The sequence below is a fragment of the Desulfosporosinus nitroreducens genome, from assembly GCF_023897015.1.
Taxonomy (GTDB): domain Bacteria; phylum Bacillota; class Desulfitobacteriia; order Desulfitobacteriales; family Desulfitobacteriaceae; genus Desulfosporosinus; species Desulfosporosinus nitroreducens.
On sequence record NZ_JAMHFY010000010.1, the window covers coordinates 1 to 17675 of the forward strand.

Annotated in this window: 18 protein-coding genes; 12 read left to right on the plus strand and 6 right to left on the minus strand. The window is 38.7% G+C overall.

Going from position 1 to position 17675, the window contains the following annotated elements; all coding sequences use genetic code 11:
- Window positions 1-207 precede the first annotated feature (207 nt).
- The 4 genes from M8E35_RS12405 to M8E35_RS12420 all read right to left on the minus strand — a co-directional run bounded on the left by M8E35_RS12405 (window position 208) and on the right by M8E35_RS12420 (window position 3894).
- Entirely contained in the window at window positions 208-1119 is a 912-nt protein-coding gene (locus M8E35_RS12405; RefSeq protein ID WP_252469434.1) for a ribonuclease Z, read from the minus strand.
- 74 nt (window positions 1120-1193) lie between these two features.
- Window positions 1194-2318, minus strand: a complete 1125-nt coding sequence (locus tag M8E35_RS12410; protein ID WP_252469435.1) for an NAD(P)/FAD-dependent oxidoreductase — start codon at window positions 2316-2318, stop codon at window positions 1194-1196.
- A 237-nt stretch (window positions 2319-2555) separates the two neighbouring features.
- Entirely contained in the window at window positions 2556-2729 is a 174-nt protein-coding gene (locus M8E35_RS12415) for a CDIF630_02480 family spore surface protein (RefSeq protein ID WP_229246789.1), read from the minus strand.
- Between the two features lie 346 nt (window positions 2730-3075).
- A complete protein-coding gene (locus M8E35_RS12420) occupies window positions 3076-3894 on the minus strand; it encodes a ParA family protein (protein ID WP_252469436.1) in 819 nt (272 codons plus the stop codon).
- A 657-nt stretch (window positions 3895-4551) separates the two neighbouring features.
- On the opposite strand from M8E35_RS12420, the gene M8E35_RS12425 reads away from it, so the two are divergent.
- Window positions 4552-5046, plus strand: coding sequence for a rubrerythrin family protein (locus M8E35_RS12425; protein WP_252469437.1), 495 nt, complete (start codon window positions 4552-4554; stop codon window positions 5044-5046).
- 328 nt (window positions 5047-5374) lie between these two features.
- On the opposite strand, the gene M8E35_RS12430 is transcribed toward M8E35_RS12425, so the two are convergent.
- Together M8E35_RS12430 and yyaC are read right to left on the minus strand one after the other, a co-directional pair.
- Window positions 5375-5578 carry a small acid-soluble spore protein Tlp gene (locus tag M8E35_RS12430; RefSeq protein WP_252469438.1) on the minus strand — a complete coding sequence of 68 codons (204 nt, stop codon included), beginning with the start codon at window positions 5576-5578 and terminating at the stop codon, window positions 5375-5377.
- Between the two features lie 88 nt (window positions 5579-5666).
- Window positions 5667-6278, minus strand: coding sequence for a spore protease YyaC (gene yyaC, locus M8E35_RS12435; protein ID WP_252469439.1), 612 nt, complete (start codon window positions 6276-6278; stop codon window positions 5667-5669).
- 219 nt (window positions 6279-6497) lie between these two features.
- Between yyaC and spoVB the strand changes: the two genes are divergently transcribed.
- The 11 genes from spoVB to M8E35_RS12490 all read left to right on the plus strand — a co-directional run bounded on the left by spoVB (window position 6498) and on the right by M8E35_RS12490 (window position 17561).
- Entirely contained in the window at window positions 6498-8081 is a 1584-nt protein-coding gene (gene spoVB, locus M8E35_RS12440) for a stage V sporulation protein B (protein ID WP_252469441.1), read from the plus strand.
- Window positions 8082-8217: 136 nt separating this feature from the next.
- The gene (locus tag M8E35_RS12445; RefSeq protein WP_252469442.1) at window positions 8218-8865 is read left to right on the plus strand and encodes an HD domain-containing protein; all 648 of its coding nucleotides are present in this window, start codon (window positions 8218-8220) and stop codon (window positions 8863-8865) included.
- Between the two features lie 79 nt (window positions 8866-8944).
- On the plus strand, window positions 8945-9265 hold the full coding sequence (locus tag M8E35_RS12450; protein WP_252469443.1) for a DnaJ family domain-containing protein: 321 nt from the start codon (window positions 8945-8947) through the stop codon (window positions 9263-9265).
- 509 nt (window positions 9266-9774) lie between these two features.
- Window positions 9775-9981 (plus strand): hypothetical protein, encoded by a 207-nt coding sequence (locus M8E35_RS12455; RefSeq protein ID WP_252469444.1) that lies wholly within the window; start codon window positions 9775-9777, stop codon window positions 9979-9981.
- Between the two features lie 136 nt (window positions 9982-10117).
- Entirely contained in the window at window positions 10118-12430 is a 2313-nt protein-coding gene (gene acs, locus M8E35_RS12460; protein WP_252469445.1) for an acetate--CoA ligase, read from the plus strand.
- Window positions 12431-12621: 191 nt separating this feature from the next.
- On the plus strand, window positions 12622-13287 hold the full coding sequence (locus tag M8E35_RS12465; protein WP_252469446.1) for a hypothetical protein: 666 nt from the start codon (window positions 12622-12624) through the stop codon (window positions 13285-13287).
- Between the two features lie 65 nt (window positions 13288-13352).
- Entirely contained in the window at window positions 13353-14090 is a 738-nt protein-coding gene (gene truA / locus M8E35_RS12470) for a tRNA pseudouridine(38-40) synthase TruA (RefSeq protein WP_252469447.1), read from the plus strand.
- A 137-nt stretch (window positions 14091-14227) separates the two neighbouring features.
- Window positions 14228-14860 carry a fumarylacetoacetate hydrolase family protein gene (locus M8E35_RS12475; RefSeq protein ID WP_252469448.1) on the plus strand — a complete coding sequence of 211 codons (633 nt, stop codon included), beginning with the start codon at window positions 14228-14230 and terminating at the stop codon, window positions 14858-14860.
- Window positions 14861-15027: 167 nt separating this feature from the next.
- Window positions 15028-15465 carry a cupin domain-containing protein gene (locus M8E35_RS12480; protein WP_252469449.1) on the plus strand — a complete coding sequence of 146 codons (438 nt, stop codon included), beginning with the start codon at window positions 15028-15030 and terminating at the stop codon, window positions 15463-15465.
- A 330-nt stretch (window positions 15466-15795) separates the two neighbouring features.
- Window positions 15796-15981: a 4Fe-4S binding protein gene (locus tag M8E35_RS12485; protein WP_252469450.1), complete on the plus strand. Its 186-nt coding sequence runs from the start codon at window positions 15796-15798 to the stop codon at window positions 15979-15981.
- Between the two features lie 521 nt (window positions 15982-16502).
- Window positions 16503-17561 (plus strand): HD-GYP domain-containing protein, encoded by a 1059-nt coding sequence (locus tag M8E35_RS12490; RefSeq protein ID WP_252469451.1) that lies wholly within the window; start codon window positions 16503-16505, stop codon window positions 17559-17561.
- The last annotated feature ends 114 nt before the right edge of the window (window positions 17562-17675 follow it).

The window sequence follows — 17675 nt, forward strand, 5'->3', positions numbered from 1 at the left end:
CCCTGTAAAACAGAGTCAGTTAAATTTTGGCTATAGAGCCTCTTTTTCTAACTGTCTATTTTACAGGGTCCATTTTACTAAACAGCTCCCTCTTTTTTATTTACCATTAAATTTGGGCCATAATTACATACAGTTGGATAGCAGAACGTACTCTCTCTGGCTAGGGAAGGAAGACAGTGAACTCGTCGCAATGAAAGGATTTACTTATTAATCCGTATACTTTATAGACTTAATAAGTAAATCACTTCCTGCAATTGTATTTTTAAAGATTGTTCTCACAGGCTCAATGTATTCCTCTGGCTTTGTCAGAGACGGACTATAATGAGTTAGCCAGAGTTCTTTTACGCTTCCTTGTTTTGCGAGTAATCCGGCTTCAGAAAACATCATATGTTTTTTTTGCTCTGCTTTGCATAAGTCGTCTTCATTGCCGTACATTCCTTCACAAATAAAGAGGTCTGAGTCTTTAATAAACTCTATTAAACCTTCTGTCGGCCTTGTATCAGTACAATAGGAAACCTTTATCCCTTTTCTCGTTTCACCAATAACCATTTGAGGACTTACAATTTTTCCTTCAAAGGTAATATTCATACCTTTCTGAAGACTGTTCCAATAGCTTACCGGAATGCTTAGTTCCTTAGCACGTTCAACATCAAATTCACCTTGTCTTTTAAGTTCAATAGAATATGATAAGCAAGGTAGAGTATGATCAACGGGGATACTCTTAATTTCAATATTGCTTAGGAGTGTTTTGGTACTTTCAAGGTCGGATAGCTCAATTAATGTCAACTCATAAGGTAATTCGGGTGAAATGACAGTTAAACCTTCAACTGCCTTTTTTATGCCAGGAGGCCCCATTAAAGTTAACGGTTCTTTCCTTCCTGCATTGCCTATAGTAAGAAGCAGTCCGGGTAATCCTGCTATATGATCTGCATGATAATGGGTAAATAGAATGGCATCAATAGATTTGAAACCCCATTTAACCATCTTCAACGGGATTTGAGTTCCTTCACCACAATCTATTAGAAGCATTCTTCCGTTATACTTTATCAGAAGGGATGTCAGCCATCTGTTTGGCAGCGGCATCATACCTCCTGTTCCCAATAGACAAACATTAAGCATAAAAACTCCTCAACCAAGATTTAATAGTTCCATTAGCTAATTTGTTTTACCCTCAGTCCGTGTAGAGAGGGTAATTAATGTATGAGGTCTTTAACCATCTCTGCTAAAGTTAATGACGAGGTTAAGCCAGGAGATTCGATGCCAATCAGATTAATTAATCCCTCAAATCCGCGTTCAACTTCGTGACAGACAATAAAATCACGAATGGGATCACCTGGGGCCTGGATTTTGGGTCTTATACCTGCCATATCCGGATGGAAATCTGCAGATTTTAAAAATGGCATGTAGGTATTAACCGCGTTATAAAACTCTTGGGCATGATCTTCATTTACATCGTAATCCAACGTTTCTGTATAGATTGCATTTGGACCAAACCTCAACCGGCCATCCAATGCTTTGGTAGCATGAATGCCTAAGCCCTTCAGATCCTTTAATGGAGGTGGATAGATAAGCCGTGACACTAAAGCTGACTTGGTATTTGAAACGGAAAAATATTCTCCCTTACAAGGGTAGATGCGGTAACCAATGTCATCTATGTTAATTCCCAAGAATGAAAAGATTTGATCGCTGGTTAATCCTGCGCAATTGATTAACCAGCGACAATGAATCGATTCAAGTTGGCCTGCGGGATTATGGTAAGTCACATGATATCCATCGCCTTTTGGATTAATTCCAATTACTTTGTGATTGTAGGCAACGATAGCACCTTGTGCTAAAGCTAGCCATTCAAGTCTTAACATTAACTTGTGTGAATCAATAATCCCGGTTGAGGGAGACAATAGTCCGGCAGCGGCTCTAATATTTGGTTCTAATTTTGCAATTTGATCTTTATCCAATAGTTCTAGATCATTAACCCCGTTCTTGCGACCCTGAGTCAAAATTGATTCTAATGCTGGGATTTCTTCCTCATTGCGAGCAATAATTAATTTTCCGATACGTTTATGTGGTATTTCCCATTCCTGACAAAACTGATATAGTTTTTGGTTACCCTCAACACACAATTTTGCCTTTAGGCTTCCTGTTGGATAATAAATACCGGCGTGGATTACTTCGCTGTTGCGGCTGGAGGTTTCTTGTCCAAATTTACTATGCCGTTCCAGCAAAACTACTGAACCATCATCAAATTGTTTAGATAGTTCTGCGGCAATTGCTAAGCCGACAACTCCGGCTCCTATAATAAGTATTTCAACCTTTTCCACAGTTATCGTACCCTTCATTCTTAATTAATACTAGAATATCAAAACATGTTAAGTATTATAGTATTATAAGGTGTATGTCAAGATATTTGTCGAAAATCTAAAAAATATACCATACCACCTAGGAAAACTTAAGCATTTCAAACTCAAATAATTATTAGCTTATGCCAAACATCCTAAATGAAATGACTCCCGTACAACTACAGTTCGGGAGTCATTTCATTTAGGATACGTTATTTGTTATGACAAGGAATTTGTATCGACCCATTCCTTGGCATTATGCACGGATTCTTCGCTGGGGATAGGTACATTCGATTGGGGTTTAACACTTTCGATATGCCCCCGCCAAGCGGCCGTGTCATGCTTTTCGATTGGGTTTGCTAAGAACTTTTCTTTTGACTTATTTTCAGCCATCACAATACCTCCTTTAAGATTCATTCTTATTATTCCCAATTCTTTGTTCTATATTTTAGAGAGGTCTTTCATTTACACGAATTATTGGCATTGCTCCACGCAACGACAGAGTACATCGAACCCACGGGGTCTAGAGCCCAAATTGTTAAGTGTTAAATTTGAAGATTGCCCTCTCTCTGCTAGAATTACGACAAACAGACCATGTCAAAATAGCAGCGTGAGATTGGAGAACTTGTTGTAAACTTTAAAGTTTGATGTGTTTTTAGATAAAATTCGATGTAAAAAAATCCGGTAAAGGCTTTAATGCCTTTACCGGATTTTGAATCATAAGGATGCTCTGTTTTTCTCATGCGATGGCAAGTACTTCCTTTACAAAAGAAAGGTACTCGGGGGCTTTTTTAATGTCCGGTTCACCGTGGGTCTGGGCTAGTCCATGCCGTATGGCTCGTTTGATTACTGTATCAAAAACCTTTATGTCTGGGGTCTCTGCAAAACGTTTCCGGAGATCTTGAAGCATGACATGATGAAGGTTAGTATGGTCTTGGACCATCGTAGGCAATATCCCTAAAACATTGACCTTTGCACCTTGTTCCTGGATATTCTTGATTAATATTAGTGTGTCGAAGATCCCATCAATGGACAGTCCTTCCGGAAGGACCGGAATGATAATGTCTGTAGACGCTAACAGGGAATTCATTGTGGGTATGTCATTGCTCGGAGAGGTATCAATGAGAATGTAATCGTACCGGGTTCTTATCTGACCTATCGCATTTCTCAAAAGGTATTTAGGAGTAGGGAATTGCTTGGAGTTAAGCTGAGCCATTACTTTCGGACTGAGATCGGAAAGAGAATTGTTTGATAAGTATAGATCCACCCCAAATGCAGTTTGCTTTATGTCTCTCATTTTTACTTCACCAATTAAAACATCATAAATCGTTTTCTTTAAGTTGCTTTTTTCGATCCCGAACGAAAGTGCGATATGACCTTGAGCATCCATGTCGATGACAGCTGTCTTATATCCAAGACTAACTAGCCCTACAGCCATGTTTGTGACAGTTGCAGTCTTGCCAACCCCGCCTTTTTGTGAGGCAACAGAAATTATCCGTGCAGTTTTAACATTATTTGCGATATTAGCATTATTAGCAACTTTAGAATGTTTAGCCATATAACAACAACCCCTTTCTCAAATATGTATTGGTTAATTTTACCATATTATTCCAAAGCGGTAAATACTTAACTTTTATAATATGCTTAGTTTTCTGTATTAATGATAGAGACAGAGAAAGTTATCGAAAAAAACCTGTGATCTGAAGGAAAGATCACAGGGTCCATTTTAGTTTTTAAGACTCATATCTTTGAATCCTATTAATAGGATCTAGATTACCATCGCACTCTCCAAGCAATCATTCATATATAAAAGAAGTCTGTCATCCTGAATTATTGACTTATTAGCTTTAATTTTTTTGATGCCATTGTTTTAAATGTAAAAATTTATTGAGTTCGAGATTTCGTGGGAGCTAAAGTATCCTGATTCATGATGGTTAGTCGTCCTTATAAAATTGACTGCCTATTATACTGATCTGAGAAAATCAATCTTTCCTTCTCTTTTAGATTGAAAGATTAATGCTCATCTTAAATCGATGTTTCAGAAATAAAGGGGCTCGCAGTAATTAGTCTATAAAGTTCCTTTGTGGTATATTATATTTATCAATTGTAGTTTAATTATTATGCAGTATTGAAATATCGTTTCTATTATTAGGCAAGAAATGATGACAGATCCTGCATAATGATTAGATTGAGAAACTATATGGGAGGGAACATTATGAATAACAAAAAAACATTAGAGAACTTAATGGAAGCATTCGCTGGGGAATCACAGGCTAATCGTAAATATATCGCTTACTCAAAAAAAGCTGAGGCGGAAGGCAAAAAAAATGCTGCAAAACTTTTTAAGGCAGCTTCAGATGCCGAAACCATTCATGCCCAAAAGCATTTCGAGGTTGCGGGTAAGATCATGTCAACTGTGGAAAACTTAAACGATGCCGTAAATGGAGAGAATCATGAATATCAAAGCATGTACCCTGAATTTCTAAAAGTTGCTCAAGAAGAAGGAAATCAAGCTGCAGTAAGAACTTTTACATATGCTCTAAAGGCAGAAGAGGTTCATGCAAGACTATATAAAGAAGCACTGGATAACCTGGAACAAGAGGAAGAAGTATTTTATTATCTTTGTCCTATTTGCGGAAACCTTGAGAAGGTTGTTCCTGAAAAATGTTTTATCTGCGGTACTTCGGGAACGAAATTCATAAAGTATTAAAAATTAACTTCTATGTTTAGACCCATCATTTCATTTAGTATCTAAGCTGTTGCAATTAATCCTCAACTATTATATTAGGTGGGGATTAATTAATTTTTATACTAAGATCTATTGATGAAGCTTCTTTATGATGTCAGCAAAGGATATGTGGAGAATAGGACCAAGTAGTGGCAGTATAAGCAAACAGGCGGATTAAAGACAATTGATGTAGAATAATGTGAGTTAACCAGGTATATTTATAATCGACTTATAGTTAAAGCAGCCTCTTCCAAAATCGGAAGAGGCTGCTTGTTCTTAGTAGAAGTTAGATTATTCGTTGTCAACCGGCTTAGCTATTCTTTCCTGCTATGAAACCTTCGATACTTTCTTTGCGTCGATCATTTTTAGCTTCAATAACATGCTTTTTACCTGCCGTAATCTCACCTTTATGCTCATTCAAGTAATCCTCTGCTTCATTAAGATTAGATGCAGTGTGGTCGATATGTTCTTGCAAGTGAGCCTCATAGTCCACCCGATTATCTGTTTTGGACAATTTAATCACTCCTATTCGATTATAACATCTTTTTAGGCTGACCAAACTCGAAATGTTATGCGGCGCTGAGAGTAGCGGCAATCTATTCTTAGGAGCATTGACTCTGTTTGTTAAGGAGTTGAGTTTCCTTCCGAGAGGCAGGTACTGCCTGCCAAATTAGATGTGTAATATCTGAAGCAAGCTTCATCACTGTATGGAGACGGGTGCACTGGAGAACCTGAAGCTCAAGAAAGCCTCCCATATTAACGATTCCCATGATCGAGATATCTCCCACAGCGGGCAACTCCTTGTTTAAGGCTGCTCCTGGTGTTAAAGGAGAGTTAGACAAGGTAATCTTACCGACTTCATCCAATTTTCCCAGGCAGGCATCAATCGCAACAACTATATCAGGATTATGTATGGTCGAAACCCTTTTAAGTTCTTGAATCAGGTTTTGTGCGTGCAGAGGTTCATCCAGTGTCCCCAATACGGAATACCCCAGACGCTTTAAATTGGTACCGACTAGTGGTCCCAGACAGTCACCTGTTGCTCGATCCGTGCCGATACAGGTAAAGAGGACCTTTTTCATGTAAGTAAGTTCTTTCAATGCGGCGACGAAGGAGAGTTTATCCCAGTAATTATTGTTACACGAATTAACAGAGGCTAAGATGCGCCTTGAATTAGTTATAATAATTTCACCCCCATGAATCAGTCCAGTCAATTCCTGCCAAGCGTTGCAACTGCATCTGTGCTTACTTGAGATTCTATCTTATCAGAGAGGAATCCCAGAGCTGGCTGGCGATAGTGCTTTATAGCATTGTATAAATTAAAATGGAATATATTCCAAGTTTCAATAAGTTCTTAAAATGGAGATGAGGTTTTGAAATCCTCTGAGCTGACATAGACATAGATCAAACATTGTTTAAGAAAGGTTAGCCGCATGAAGAAACAAAGTTTGGTCAAAGGAGCCTTTGTTCTAACGTTAGCCGCTTTTATAACAAAGGTATTGGTCTTCAGTAATTCTATTGTTCTATCCAGAGTTTTAGGTCCCGAGGGAATTGGATTAAAAAAGATGGTCATGCCCTTTATGGGCTTGATGATGACCTTAACGACCATCGGGTTGCCAGTAGCTATTTCGCGCTTAGTGGCGGAAGCAGATGCTCAAGGAAATAGGGGAAAGGTAAAGAAGATACTCGTTATATCCTTGGTCATAACGGGGAGTTTAAGTATCTTCGTAGTATCTCTTTCGATTTTTAGTGGGAAGTATTTATCTAGCTTCTTTTTGACCGACCCGCGGTCTTATAACTCGTTCATGGCTATGATTCCGATTATTCCAATTGGGGCGGTATCAGGAGTCCTCAAGGGTTACTTCCGGGGAAGGCAAACTATGAATCCGATCGCCTTTGCGCAGGTATTTGAGCAAATTGTGCGGGTTTGTTTAACCTATATTTTGGTACAGCGGTTGGTTCCGTTGGGTATTGAATATGCCGCTGCGGGAGCGGTGCTTTGCAGTGTGTTGGGGGAAGCCTGTTCCTTGATTTTCTTTATCGTTATGTTCAAAATCTCACATCATAGAAAAATGAAGATTTCACGTCCTAGTTGGAGTCAAGCTTTTCGAGGGAAAAATGTACTGATTGAACTTCTACAGACAGGATTGCCTACAACAGGCAATGGTTTCGTTATTTCAATTACGCGGGCTGTACAACCAATTGTGATAACTAAAAGTCTGGCCCTGGCAGGCGTTAGCTCCGCCCTGATTACTAAACAATATGGGATGTTGACCGGTTTCGTTATGCCCCTTCTGTTTCTCCCTGGTTTTATTAACCAGTCGCTGGGGGCTACTTTAGTTCCGGCTATTAGTGAGGCAAATGCTCAAAACAATCTCCGATTAATCAAACGCAGGTTAAATCAAGCAATTAGGGTTGCCCTAATCGTTGGCGTACCCAGCACTTTATTGCTATATCTGTATGCCCATGAATTAATGACGGCAGTATACCACGCGCCGACTGCGGCCCCATTACTAAAATTGATTGCTCCGTTTTTTTTATTGAATTATCTTCAATCTCCACTTCAGTCTGTTTTGGTCGGAATGGGGCAAGCTAAGACCGCGATGTTTAACAATATCCTAGCAAGATGTACTAATGTTGCTCTAATTTACCCCTTGGCCTCTAATCCGTTACTGGGAATCAATGGCGTAATCTTAGCCATTAGCGTTGGCGTCATTTTAGAAACGATTTTACATTACTCTTCCGTCGTAAAATCAATTGGGTACGCGCTGGATATCCCCAATATAATCAAAATTTTAGTAGCAGGAATAGCGATGGGATACATCGGAAGGGCGCTTTTTATAAATCTCAATAATTTGACATCCCAAGGTGGAGCAACATTGATCCTGTTGACAGGAATAGTATTTTCTATATTTATCTATATGTTGCTATTGTTTTTTTTAAAGGTGATTAACGGGAGTGATATTGTAAGAATCCCTTTCGTAGGCAAGATGTTAGGCAAGATTTTTCCAAAGTGATGATATAATCAATAAGCAAATTGAACTGTTGACATGTTTGTGATGAAAGTGCGGTGATGGGCTAAGCTGAGTGCATTAAATTAAGGAAGTTTGGGAAAGCATAGATATAAAATATATTTTAATTGGAGCAAGTTATATGCAAACATATATTGAAATTGATGAACATTTAATGAATGATAGAAAACCTTCCAGCTATATTATTGAATTAAGTAAGACCGGATTATTCGAAGTAGAATATCCTTACACGTTACTAGGAGACTTAATGAAAGTACCTCAATCTCCCAAACATCACCCTGAAGGCAGTGTTTGGAATCACACTTTGTTAGTGCTGGATAATGCTGGGGAAAGGAAACATCTTAGCCAAAATCCTAAGGTGCTCATGTGGTCTGCGTTGCTTCATGATCTGGGTAAAGCACCTGCAACAAAGATTATGAAGGGAAGAATAACTTCTTATGACCATGATAAATTGGGAGAGAGGCTTTCGGTTAAATTTCTCAAGGAGCTTACGGATGATCAAAAATTCATTAATGAAGTTTCCAAAATGGTAAGGTGGCATATGCAAATACTCTTTGTTACAAAAGGATTACCCTTTGCGGATATTCGAAGAATGGCTTCCGAGGTTTCAATTGACGAGGTGGCACTTCTTGGCTTATGCGACAGGTTAGGAAGAGGAGATATGACCATTGATAAAAAGTTGATTGAGGAAAAAAGCATAATAACTTTCTTGGAAAAATGTCAAAAGTATCTAAATATCAGAAAGAGTCCACTTGAATCAATTAGGTGAACAAAGAGACCTGAAACACTTGCTGTTCTTCGTCATATAATACAAAAACAACTATTTTGTAATGTGAGGAGAGAGCAATATGAAGGATACCTTTAGTATTCTTACTGAGCGGAGAATTCAGGAGGCTATAATCAGGGGTGATTTTAAAAACCTTCCTGGGGCAGGGAAACCATTAAAGATTGAGGGTCTTTACTTTTTACCTCGAAAGCTTAGATCAGCATATATTGTCCTGAAAAGCTCAGGCTATCTGGATCAAACCAACAAAGGGCAGAATGATTTTAAACCTTCTACATTAGCTGATTCAAACTTATCCGATGGGGACTTAGCTATTTCGCGACAAGAACTTTCTGAAAAGGTCTTTAATCATAATGTCATGATGGATTGCAGACGGAGAAGATAAAAGTACATAATTAATTTAGAGTTTCGAGAATCTAGGAATCGGTAAATGCAAAAAAAATGAGTAAAATTCACAGGCAGAGACAGAGGCAAAGGGGCCTGTCTTCACTTTTAAGGTATTGTTAGAAAATAAAAAAATTGTTGATAGATAGAATAGAATGTGGTAGTATGTCTATAATAAATTTCTTTAAAACAAAGTTTTATAATGTGAAACAAAACTTCTGGGTTTTATGAAGTTTATTATCTAATACCCTTTAAGGAGGTGTTTAACACGGCTGTAGGTAATGTTGAAAAGCAAAGAGAGCAGGTTTTTGCAGGACCGAATCGTCCATCGCCAACCTCAGCGGGGTTGTTAAATGAGGAGCGAGGAAGTGCGATTTAAGGCAGATCACGCAAAGCTTCAAGCGAGTGTTAAGAAAGCTATTGAAGCAATTAATCTATGCCATGATTGTGAAACCGGGTTTCACTATATAGAACAATGATATTTTTTAATACTTAAAAGGGGTGACTGATATGAATTGTGGTTCTGGTGTAAATAAAAAGGAGCAGGTTAGACCTGACCATATATCAACAACTGCAGAAGAGCTCTCAAATGAGGGGCGCGGAAATGCGGTCAACGCAAATTACACCAATGATTTCAAAGCCAAGGTTAAAAAGGAGATCGAAGCAAATAATTTGCGTTACAACTGTGAAACTGGATTTCATTATATGGAACAATAACTGGCCCTTTTAGATTATTTGAATAATATTGTACCAAAAGCCTAATTAAACTTAAATAACTCTGTCTGTCAGGGTGATCTTGGTTGTAGAGAATAACATTAAAGTTACTACAATTAGCAAATAGGGGGATTGTTATATGGAAGAGAAACACCGTGAGGGATTAATGGAGGAAAAAAGGCTGTTTTTCCCTCCTGCAGGGTTTAGTTCAAATGCTGTTATTCAAAACCCTGAAATCTACGAACTTGGGCAGGACCGGACAAAGTTTTGGGGTGAACAGGGAAAACGGTTGGACTGGTTTAAACCGTGGGACAAAGTGCTGGAATGGGACCGTCCTTTTGCAAAATGGTATGCTGGCGGAAAAATTAATGCAGCGTATAATTGCTTAGATCGGCATTTAAATGGAGCACGCCGCAATAAAGCAGCCCTTATATTTGAAGGAGAGCTGGGAGACCGAAGAGTCTTAACCTATCAGGATCTTCATCGTGAGGTATCTCAGTTTGCGAATGTACTTAAATCTTATGGTGTAGAAAAAGGGGATCGGGTGACAATTTATATGCCCATGATCCCCGAGACTGTGATTGCAATGCTCGCTTGTGCCAGGATTGGCGCCCCACACATTGTTGTATTTGGCGGATTCAGTTATGAAGCTTTGAGAGATAGAGTTTTAGATGCTCAGGCAAAGGTTATAGTTACATCAGATGGGAGTTATCGTCGCGGAAATATTATCCCTTTGAAAGAAAATGTGGATCAAGCTCTGCGCACTGTAACTTGTGTTGAAAAAGTAATCGTTGTTCAACGGACAGGTCAGCCTGTGGAAATGCAAGAAGAACGGGATGTTTGGTATCACGAGGTTATCAAGAATGTCTCATTAGTCAGCCCAGCCGAACATATGGACGCAGATGATATGCTTTTCATTCTTTACACGAGTGGAACAACCGGTAAGCCTAAAGGTATTGTTCATACTGTTGGAGGTTACATGGTTGGGGTGTCAACAACGCACGAATGGGTTTTTGACCTTAAAGATGAAGATGTTTATTGGTGTACTGCGGATGTTGGCTGGATAACAGGACATAGTTACTTGGTATACGGGCCATTATCTAATGGTGCAACAATTTTAATGTATGAAGGAGCACCGGATTATCCTGAAAAGGATCGGTATTGGGAGATTGTCGAGAAATATAAGGTGACAATTTTATATACTGCGCCCACCGCAATTCGCACGTTTATGAAATGGGGCGAAAGCTATCCGCTGGGTAGGGATCTTTCAAGTTTACGGCTTCTAGGTTCGGTCGGAGAACCAATTAATCCAGATGCGTGGATGTGGTACCACAAACATATTGGGGAAGAACGTTGCCCTATAGTAGATACCTGGTGGCAAACGGAGACAGGTATGATAATGATGACACCAGTACCGGGGATTACTCCTCTCAAGGCAGGATCATGCACGATTCCATTCCCCGGTGTCCATATAGATATAGTCTCACCTTTAGGTAACGCGGTACCTAAAGGTGAGAGCGGTTATTTAGTAGTTCGTGGCCCCTGGCCAGCGATGCTAAAAACAATCTATGGCGATGACAAACGCTATGAGGACACATATTGGAGGCAGTTTGAGGGTGTGTATTTTACAGGGGACGAAGCGAAATGGGATGATGATGGTTATTTTTGGGTGATTGGTCGAGTCGATGATGTTATAAATGTTTCAGGGCATCGGATTGGGACGGCAGAAGTAGAAAGTGCCTTGGTTGATCATCCCTTGGTGGCTGAAGCAGCCTGCGTGGGTAGAACTCACGAAGTAAAAGGGCAAGCGGTTTTTGCCTTTGTCAGTTTAAAAGAAGGAATATTAATCCATGATGAGTTAATTGCAGAACTTAAAGCGCATGTTGTACTGAAAATTGGAGCCCTTGCAAGACCTGATGATATTTTTCTAACAGACGAATTACCTAAGACCCGCAGTGGGAAAATTATGAGACGTCTTCTGAAGGATATAGCTGAGGGTCGGGCCATGGGGGATACCAGCACTCTGGCAGATGCTGCGGTCATTGATTTCTTGAAAAAGAATATTAATATTGAGAAAGCCTCAGCAACGCAGAATGTTGCGATACCAATAGGGAGAAATAAGATCTCAATTCCTGACACTGCTACGTTTAATCGCTGTAAGGATGAGTCCTATGAAGGGTATAGTTATACAGTTTGGTACGCTACACCCGCTAAAGATGGATCACGTCATCCAGTTACCCATTTTTACTGCTTTCAGTGGATAGAAAGATTGAACTCCATCTCCGAAGTTGTCACGGCCATCACAAATATTATGCTAAACATTAAGGATGCTTTTGAGACAATATTCGCAGACGGGACACCAGATTTTAGCCATGCTGTAATTAATGAAGGAAATATTACGGATGACTTAGCAGAGGAAGGTCAAATCTGCTTTTGTGGTTCAGAGGGCTAAGGAGAACAACTATTGTTCTGATGGATTGTACACCCTTGGGAATTATTTATTCTCGGGGGTTTTTTGTTTAGTTAATTATCTCGTCTTATTCTTCAAAAAACACACATCATAGAAAAAGGGATTTGTCCATGCTTCATTGAATATTAAATAATAAATAATAATGATATTAATTTAATTGTATGGAGAGATTTATGAAAAAAAAGTTTTTGATATTTACCGGTGTTATGCTTTTATTTATTGCCTTAATATGTTTTTGGGGATACAACAAATATTTCAAACCGAACCCGCAAATCCAACAACAACTTAATAGTCAATTTGGAGCGGAATTTTTTACTTCGTTTAATGATGCTAATGTTGCCAAAACTTTAGAGGACGCTGATACAGTGGAGGGTGCTAATTCCTTGGGAACATCCAATAATTTACAATTGAATAACGAACCAAAATCAGTGGAGTATGAAGAAAGCGAAGTATTGAACAATTCAACTTCTGCGAATGAAAATATCGAGAAAAGAATCACGGAAAACCAAATTAGTGCTAAGTATAAGCCTCAGTTTAATAACCTTCAGAATATAGCCTTGAGCCGTTTGGATACTTTGTATTCGGCAGCAATTCAGGAGTATAGCCAACGCAGTAAAGCTGGCACATTAAATCGATCAGAGCTAATTCAAAAATATATGCAAGCTGCAACCATGCTTGAGGCTAACGTCGACAGCCAATTTTACAGTACATTAAGCGGAATGCAGGGAGAGTTGATTGCTAATCATCTTTCGGTCGATATTATTGATATGACTAAGAGTCAATATGAAAAGGCTAAGTCCGATAAGCGATCACAGCTGTTGTCCAAAGTCGGTAAATGAGCAATACTGTATAACCAAAAAGTAAATGGGAAATTGATAAAGAAAATAAATTAAAGGCGGAACTTATGAGAAATTTAAAAATGAAGATTAGCTATGATGGTTTTAAATACAAAGGGTGGCAAAAACAAAAGGATACTGATCTTACGATACAAGGTAAAATAGAAGCTGTATTATCTAAGATGACAGAGGAAGCTGTTCAATTAGTAGGGTGTGGAAGAACAGATTCAGGGGTCCATGCTGAAAATTATATCGCAAATTTTCATACGAAATGTGCTTTGAGTACAGACACTATGTTGGATTATTTATATGAATATTTACCTGAAGATATAGGGATCAAATCTATCGAAGATGTAGCCGAGCGATTTCATGCAAGATATAATGTAAAATCAAAAACATATGTTTATAGAATAAACAACAATAAGTTTAGAGATGTTTTTAACAGGAAGTATACATATCATCTTGCCGATAAACTAAATTTGATGAAGATGAAATATGCTTCTCAGGTCTTAATTGGCACTCATGACTTTCAGAGCTTTACTAACTTAAGAAATAGTGATAAATCGACAATTAGAACGATCAATTATATCAACATTGATGAAAAGGATGGTCTTTTAGTGATTGAAGTTAATGGCAATGGATTCTTGTGGAATATGGTAAGAATTATTGTCGGAACTCTTATTGAAGCAGGTAAGGGTAATCTAAAACCAACCGATGTTGAAAAGATATTGAATGAAAAGAAGCGATGGGAAGCGGGACCCTTAGCCCAAGCTAAAGGCTTATTCTTAAGAGATGTCGAATATTAAGGCGAATAGCGGCTAAAACATAAAAATTCTTTATTATATTGTTTTAAGTTTTGTTCGCGAGAAGGGCGTATGTTATATTTCATAGGACTTAGGAGTCGAGAGAAGATTGACTCCAAAAATCGTTTAGGAGGCAACTCATGCTAGAATCTATTAAAAACATAATTTGCGTTGGTCGAAATTATGTACAACACGCTCATGAACTTAACAATGCCGTGCCACAAGTCCCGTTATTGTTTACTAAGCCAACCCATTCTTTAGCTGAGGCTAATGGAAGTGAGATAATTTTTCCGGGAGATCGGGGCCAAATTCATTATGAAGCGGAGCTGGTATTTCATATTAACAGACGATATGAGCCGGGAATTAAGGTGGATGACCTTATAGACCAAATGGCTATAGGTATCGACTTTACATTACGTGATGTGCAGACAGAGCTAAAAGGGAAGGGCTATCCTTGGGTACTTGCCAAAGGGTTTATGAACTCGGCTGTAATCACCTCTTGGCAACCTTTTGTTGGTCTTAAGGCATTGATGGAACTTGACTTTTCTTTGGAGAAAAATGGACAAGAGGTCCAACGTGGCAATATGAAGAACGTTATATTTGACTTGCCGACAATTGTTGATTATACGGCTAGACACCTGGGGCTAGATCGAGGGGATATCATTTTCACAGGTACTCCGGCGGGAGTAGGGCCGGTTCTTGACGGAGATCATTTTGTATGTAAATTAGCAGATAAAGAGTTAGGGAACTGTATTATAAAGATTTCGAAATGAAAAGACCTTTAGCCAATTACAACCCCATTGCCATCGGCACATTTTTGGGCGGTGGGGATACGAGGCATTGGTTACACATTTCTTCGTTTTCGGATTGACCACTCTTATTTTATAGTCGCTAGCGGGGTATCTTATCTGTTGCAATGAGCGGATGATCATGTCTGATCATGAAGACGCTCCACTCGAAGGCTGTTTACAGCAGGGCGGAGTCTAGCCAGGTTGGGGGCTATCGTCTTGGTGAATCAGGAATTTTAGCGAAAGGACTGAATTATATGAAACAACAATTGACTGGTAAGGCATCAAAAGACGGCTACGTAAATGCAATTGAGGGTATTAAGCGAAAAACTCTCGTTTATGGGAATAACACTTTAATGACGGAATTCAAGCTGGAAAAAGGAAGAAGTCTACCCATGCATAAACATCCGCAGGAACAAACGGGTTATCTAATTTCGGGTCATATAATTCTTCATATTAACGAGCAAAAATTCGAAATGTTTACCGGAGATAGCTGGTGTATTCCAGGAGATGCTGAGCATGGTGCTGATGTAATGGAGGATTCCATTGCCATCGAGGTATTCTGCCCTATAAGAGTAGATTATTTATAGCAATTTTTAAAGTCAAATATTTTATAAATGAAATTCGGCATAAGGTCTTATTTAATATTTCTGTAATGCAGTTAGTATGTCTTGATGTGATTTTGTTTACACGCCTATTTTATGAAACTCTGCTTAAATCCAAGTTGATATTCTTTAGATTGATTAAAAAAACTGTACATTTTTGTGCGGTTTTTCTTATTCTGAATTGCAATTGCTCTTAGAGATTTTAATGCTGTTAGAAATCCCTGGGGTGCTATTGACAATTTAGGCCTCAAACTTTATACTTTTAATATACCCCATGGGGGTATGGTCGGAAATAATATAGAAGAAGGTGTATTTATGAATATCACAGTTAGCAAAAATAGATGTCCTCAAAACCATCCTTGTCCTTCGTTACGAGTTTGTCCGGCAGGTGCGATGAGTCAAAACGGATTTGAAGCCCCAACTATCGACCAGGAAAAATGCATTAGCTGCAAGAAATGTGTGAAATATTGTCCGATGGGAGCTATTCAAGCCACTGAATAAAGTATTTCTATTTCACATCTGACAACGCTCGGCAGAGATGTTCAGTTATTACTAATGGGATTTATCGTTCGTGAACATCTCCGTCACTAATTTAGAAATTAGACCGTTTTGAGAGAAGGATTTCATCCCAAGAAGGTAGAAAATATATTACACCTATAGTTTTCTTTACAAAGATTTACCTAAACGGAGGGCTTATGTGGGGGAGATTGCTTACCAAAGACAGTTATCATCTCATTGTCTCCCCAGGATATGGAACTTGGGGCCCGCCGTTAAGAATGGCACTAACCCCGAAATGGTAGACTTACACTCAAGTTCCAAAAAGCACGTTAGAATTACTATGCAATTACCAAACCGCAGTATTGCGGTTTTTTTGTTAAGCGATAAAGAAGAAATTAATTCCAAGTAGGTATAATTGTATTCAAGGTTAAAGGATATGACGGATTTATGTCGAAATATTAAAGGAATTAACATAACGTGTCGAATCAGTAGATAAACTATAATCGAAGAAGAGAGGCAACAAAGTGCGGGAAGTAAGTGTTCAGCGCCTTAAAGACGGGGATGTTCTAGCAAAAGAGATTTATTCCTCAAATGGTAAGATATTACTCGGTAAAGGCGTGGTACTCAAATCTCAGTTTATTAATCGACTGCGGCAATTGGATATGCATGGTATTTATATCGAGGATGATTTGACTAGTGACATTATCATTGAAGATGTTATTTCAGATCAGCACCGATTTAATGCTATGTCAGCTATAGAAAAATCATGCAAAACTATTCAAACCGGAAAGAATAAAGAAATTAACATAAAAGAAGCAGTAAGTAATATCGTACAAGATATTCTCTTTCAAAAGGAAATAATGATTAGCCTTATGGATATGCGTAACATTGATAATCGAGTATACGCTCATTCCGTTAATGTCTGCGTATTATCTTGCGTTTTAGGCAAAGGACTGGGCTTGCCGGTAGACAAGCTTAATGATCTTGCTCAAGGTGCGTTGCTCCATGATGTGGGAATTGTCAATTTGCCTTCCGAGATTCTTAATAAAAGAGGTCCCCTAACGAATGACGAGAAAGAGGTTTATCAAAATCATACCACGGAGGGCTATGATATTGTCCGCAAAAAAGCACAAACTAGTATTATCATTGCGCATATGGCTTATCAACATCATGAATGGACAAATGGCAATGGCTATCCGCGAAAACTAAAGGGCCCTTCTATTCACCCTCTGGCAGAAATTGTTGCCGTAGCCGACTTCTACGATTGTCTTATCCATGGTTCACCCGGTATTCCTCGGGTTTTACCCCATGTAGCTTGTGAAATACTAATGGCTAATGCTGGGGTGCGTTTCCGCCATGAGTTGATTCACATCTTTTTACAACATATTGCTGCTTACCCTACAGGGTATACTGTTAAGCTTAATAATGGAGAAACCGGAGTTATTGTCGGTCAAAATAAAGGATTGCCTACTCGTCCAATCGTACGAGTTTTTGACGGGAAGGTAAATCTTAGTCAAGTAAAGGTTGCCGAGTACAATCTTGTGCAGGAGCGAACTCTTTTTATTGATTATATTATTGAATAGGATTTTCAAACTGTTGGTTTTGTTCTTAACTCTGAATACATGAAAAAAACGCCTAAAAGCTAACTCGAAGGAGTTAGCTTTTAGGCGTTTTTATATTATTTGTATTTAGGATCA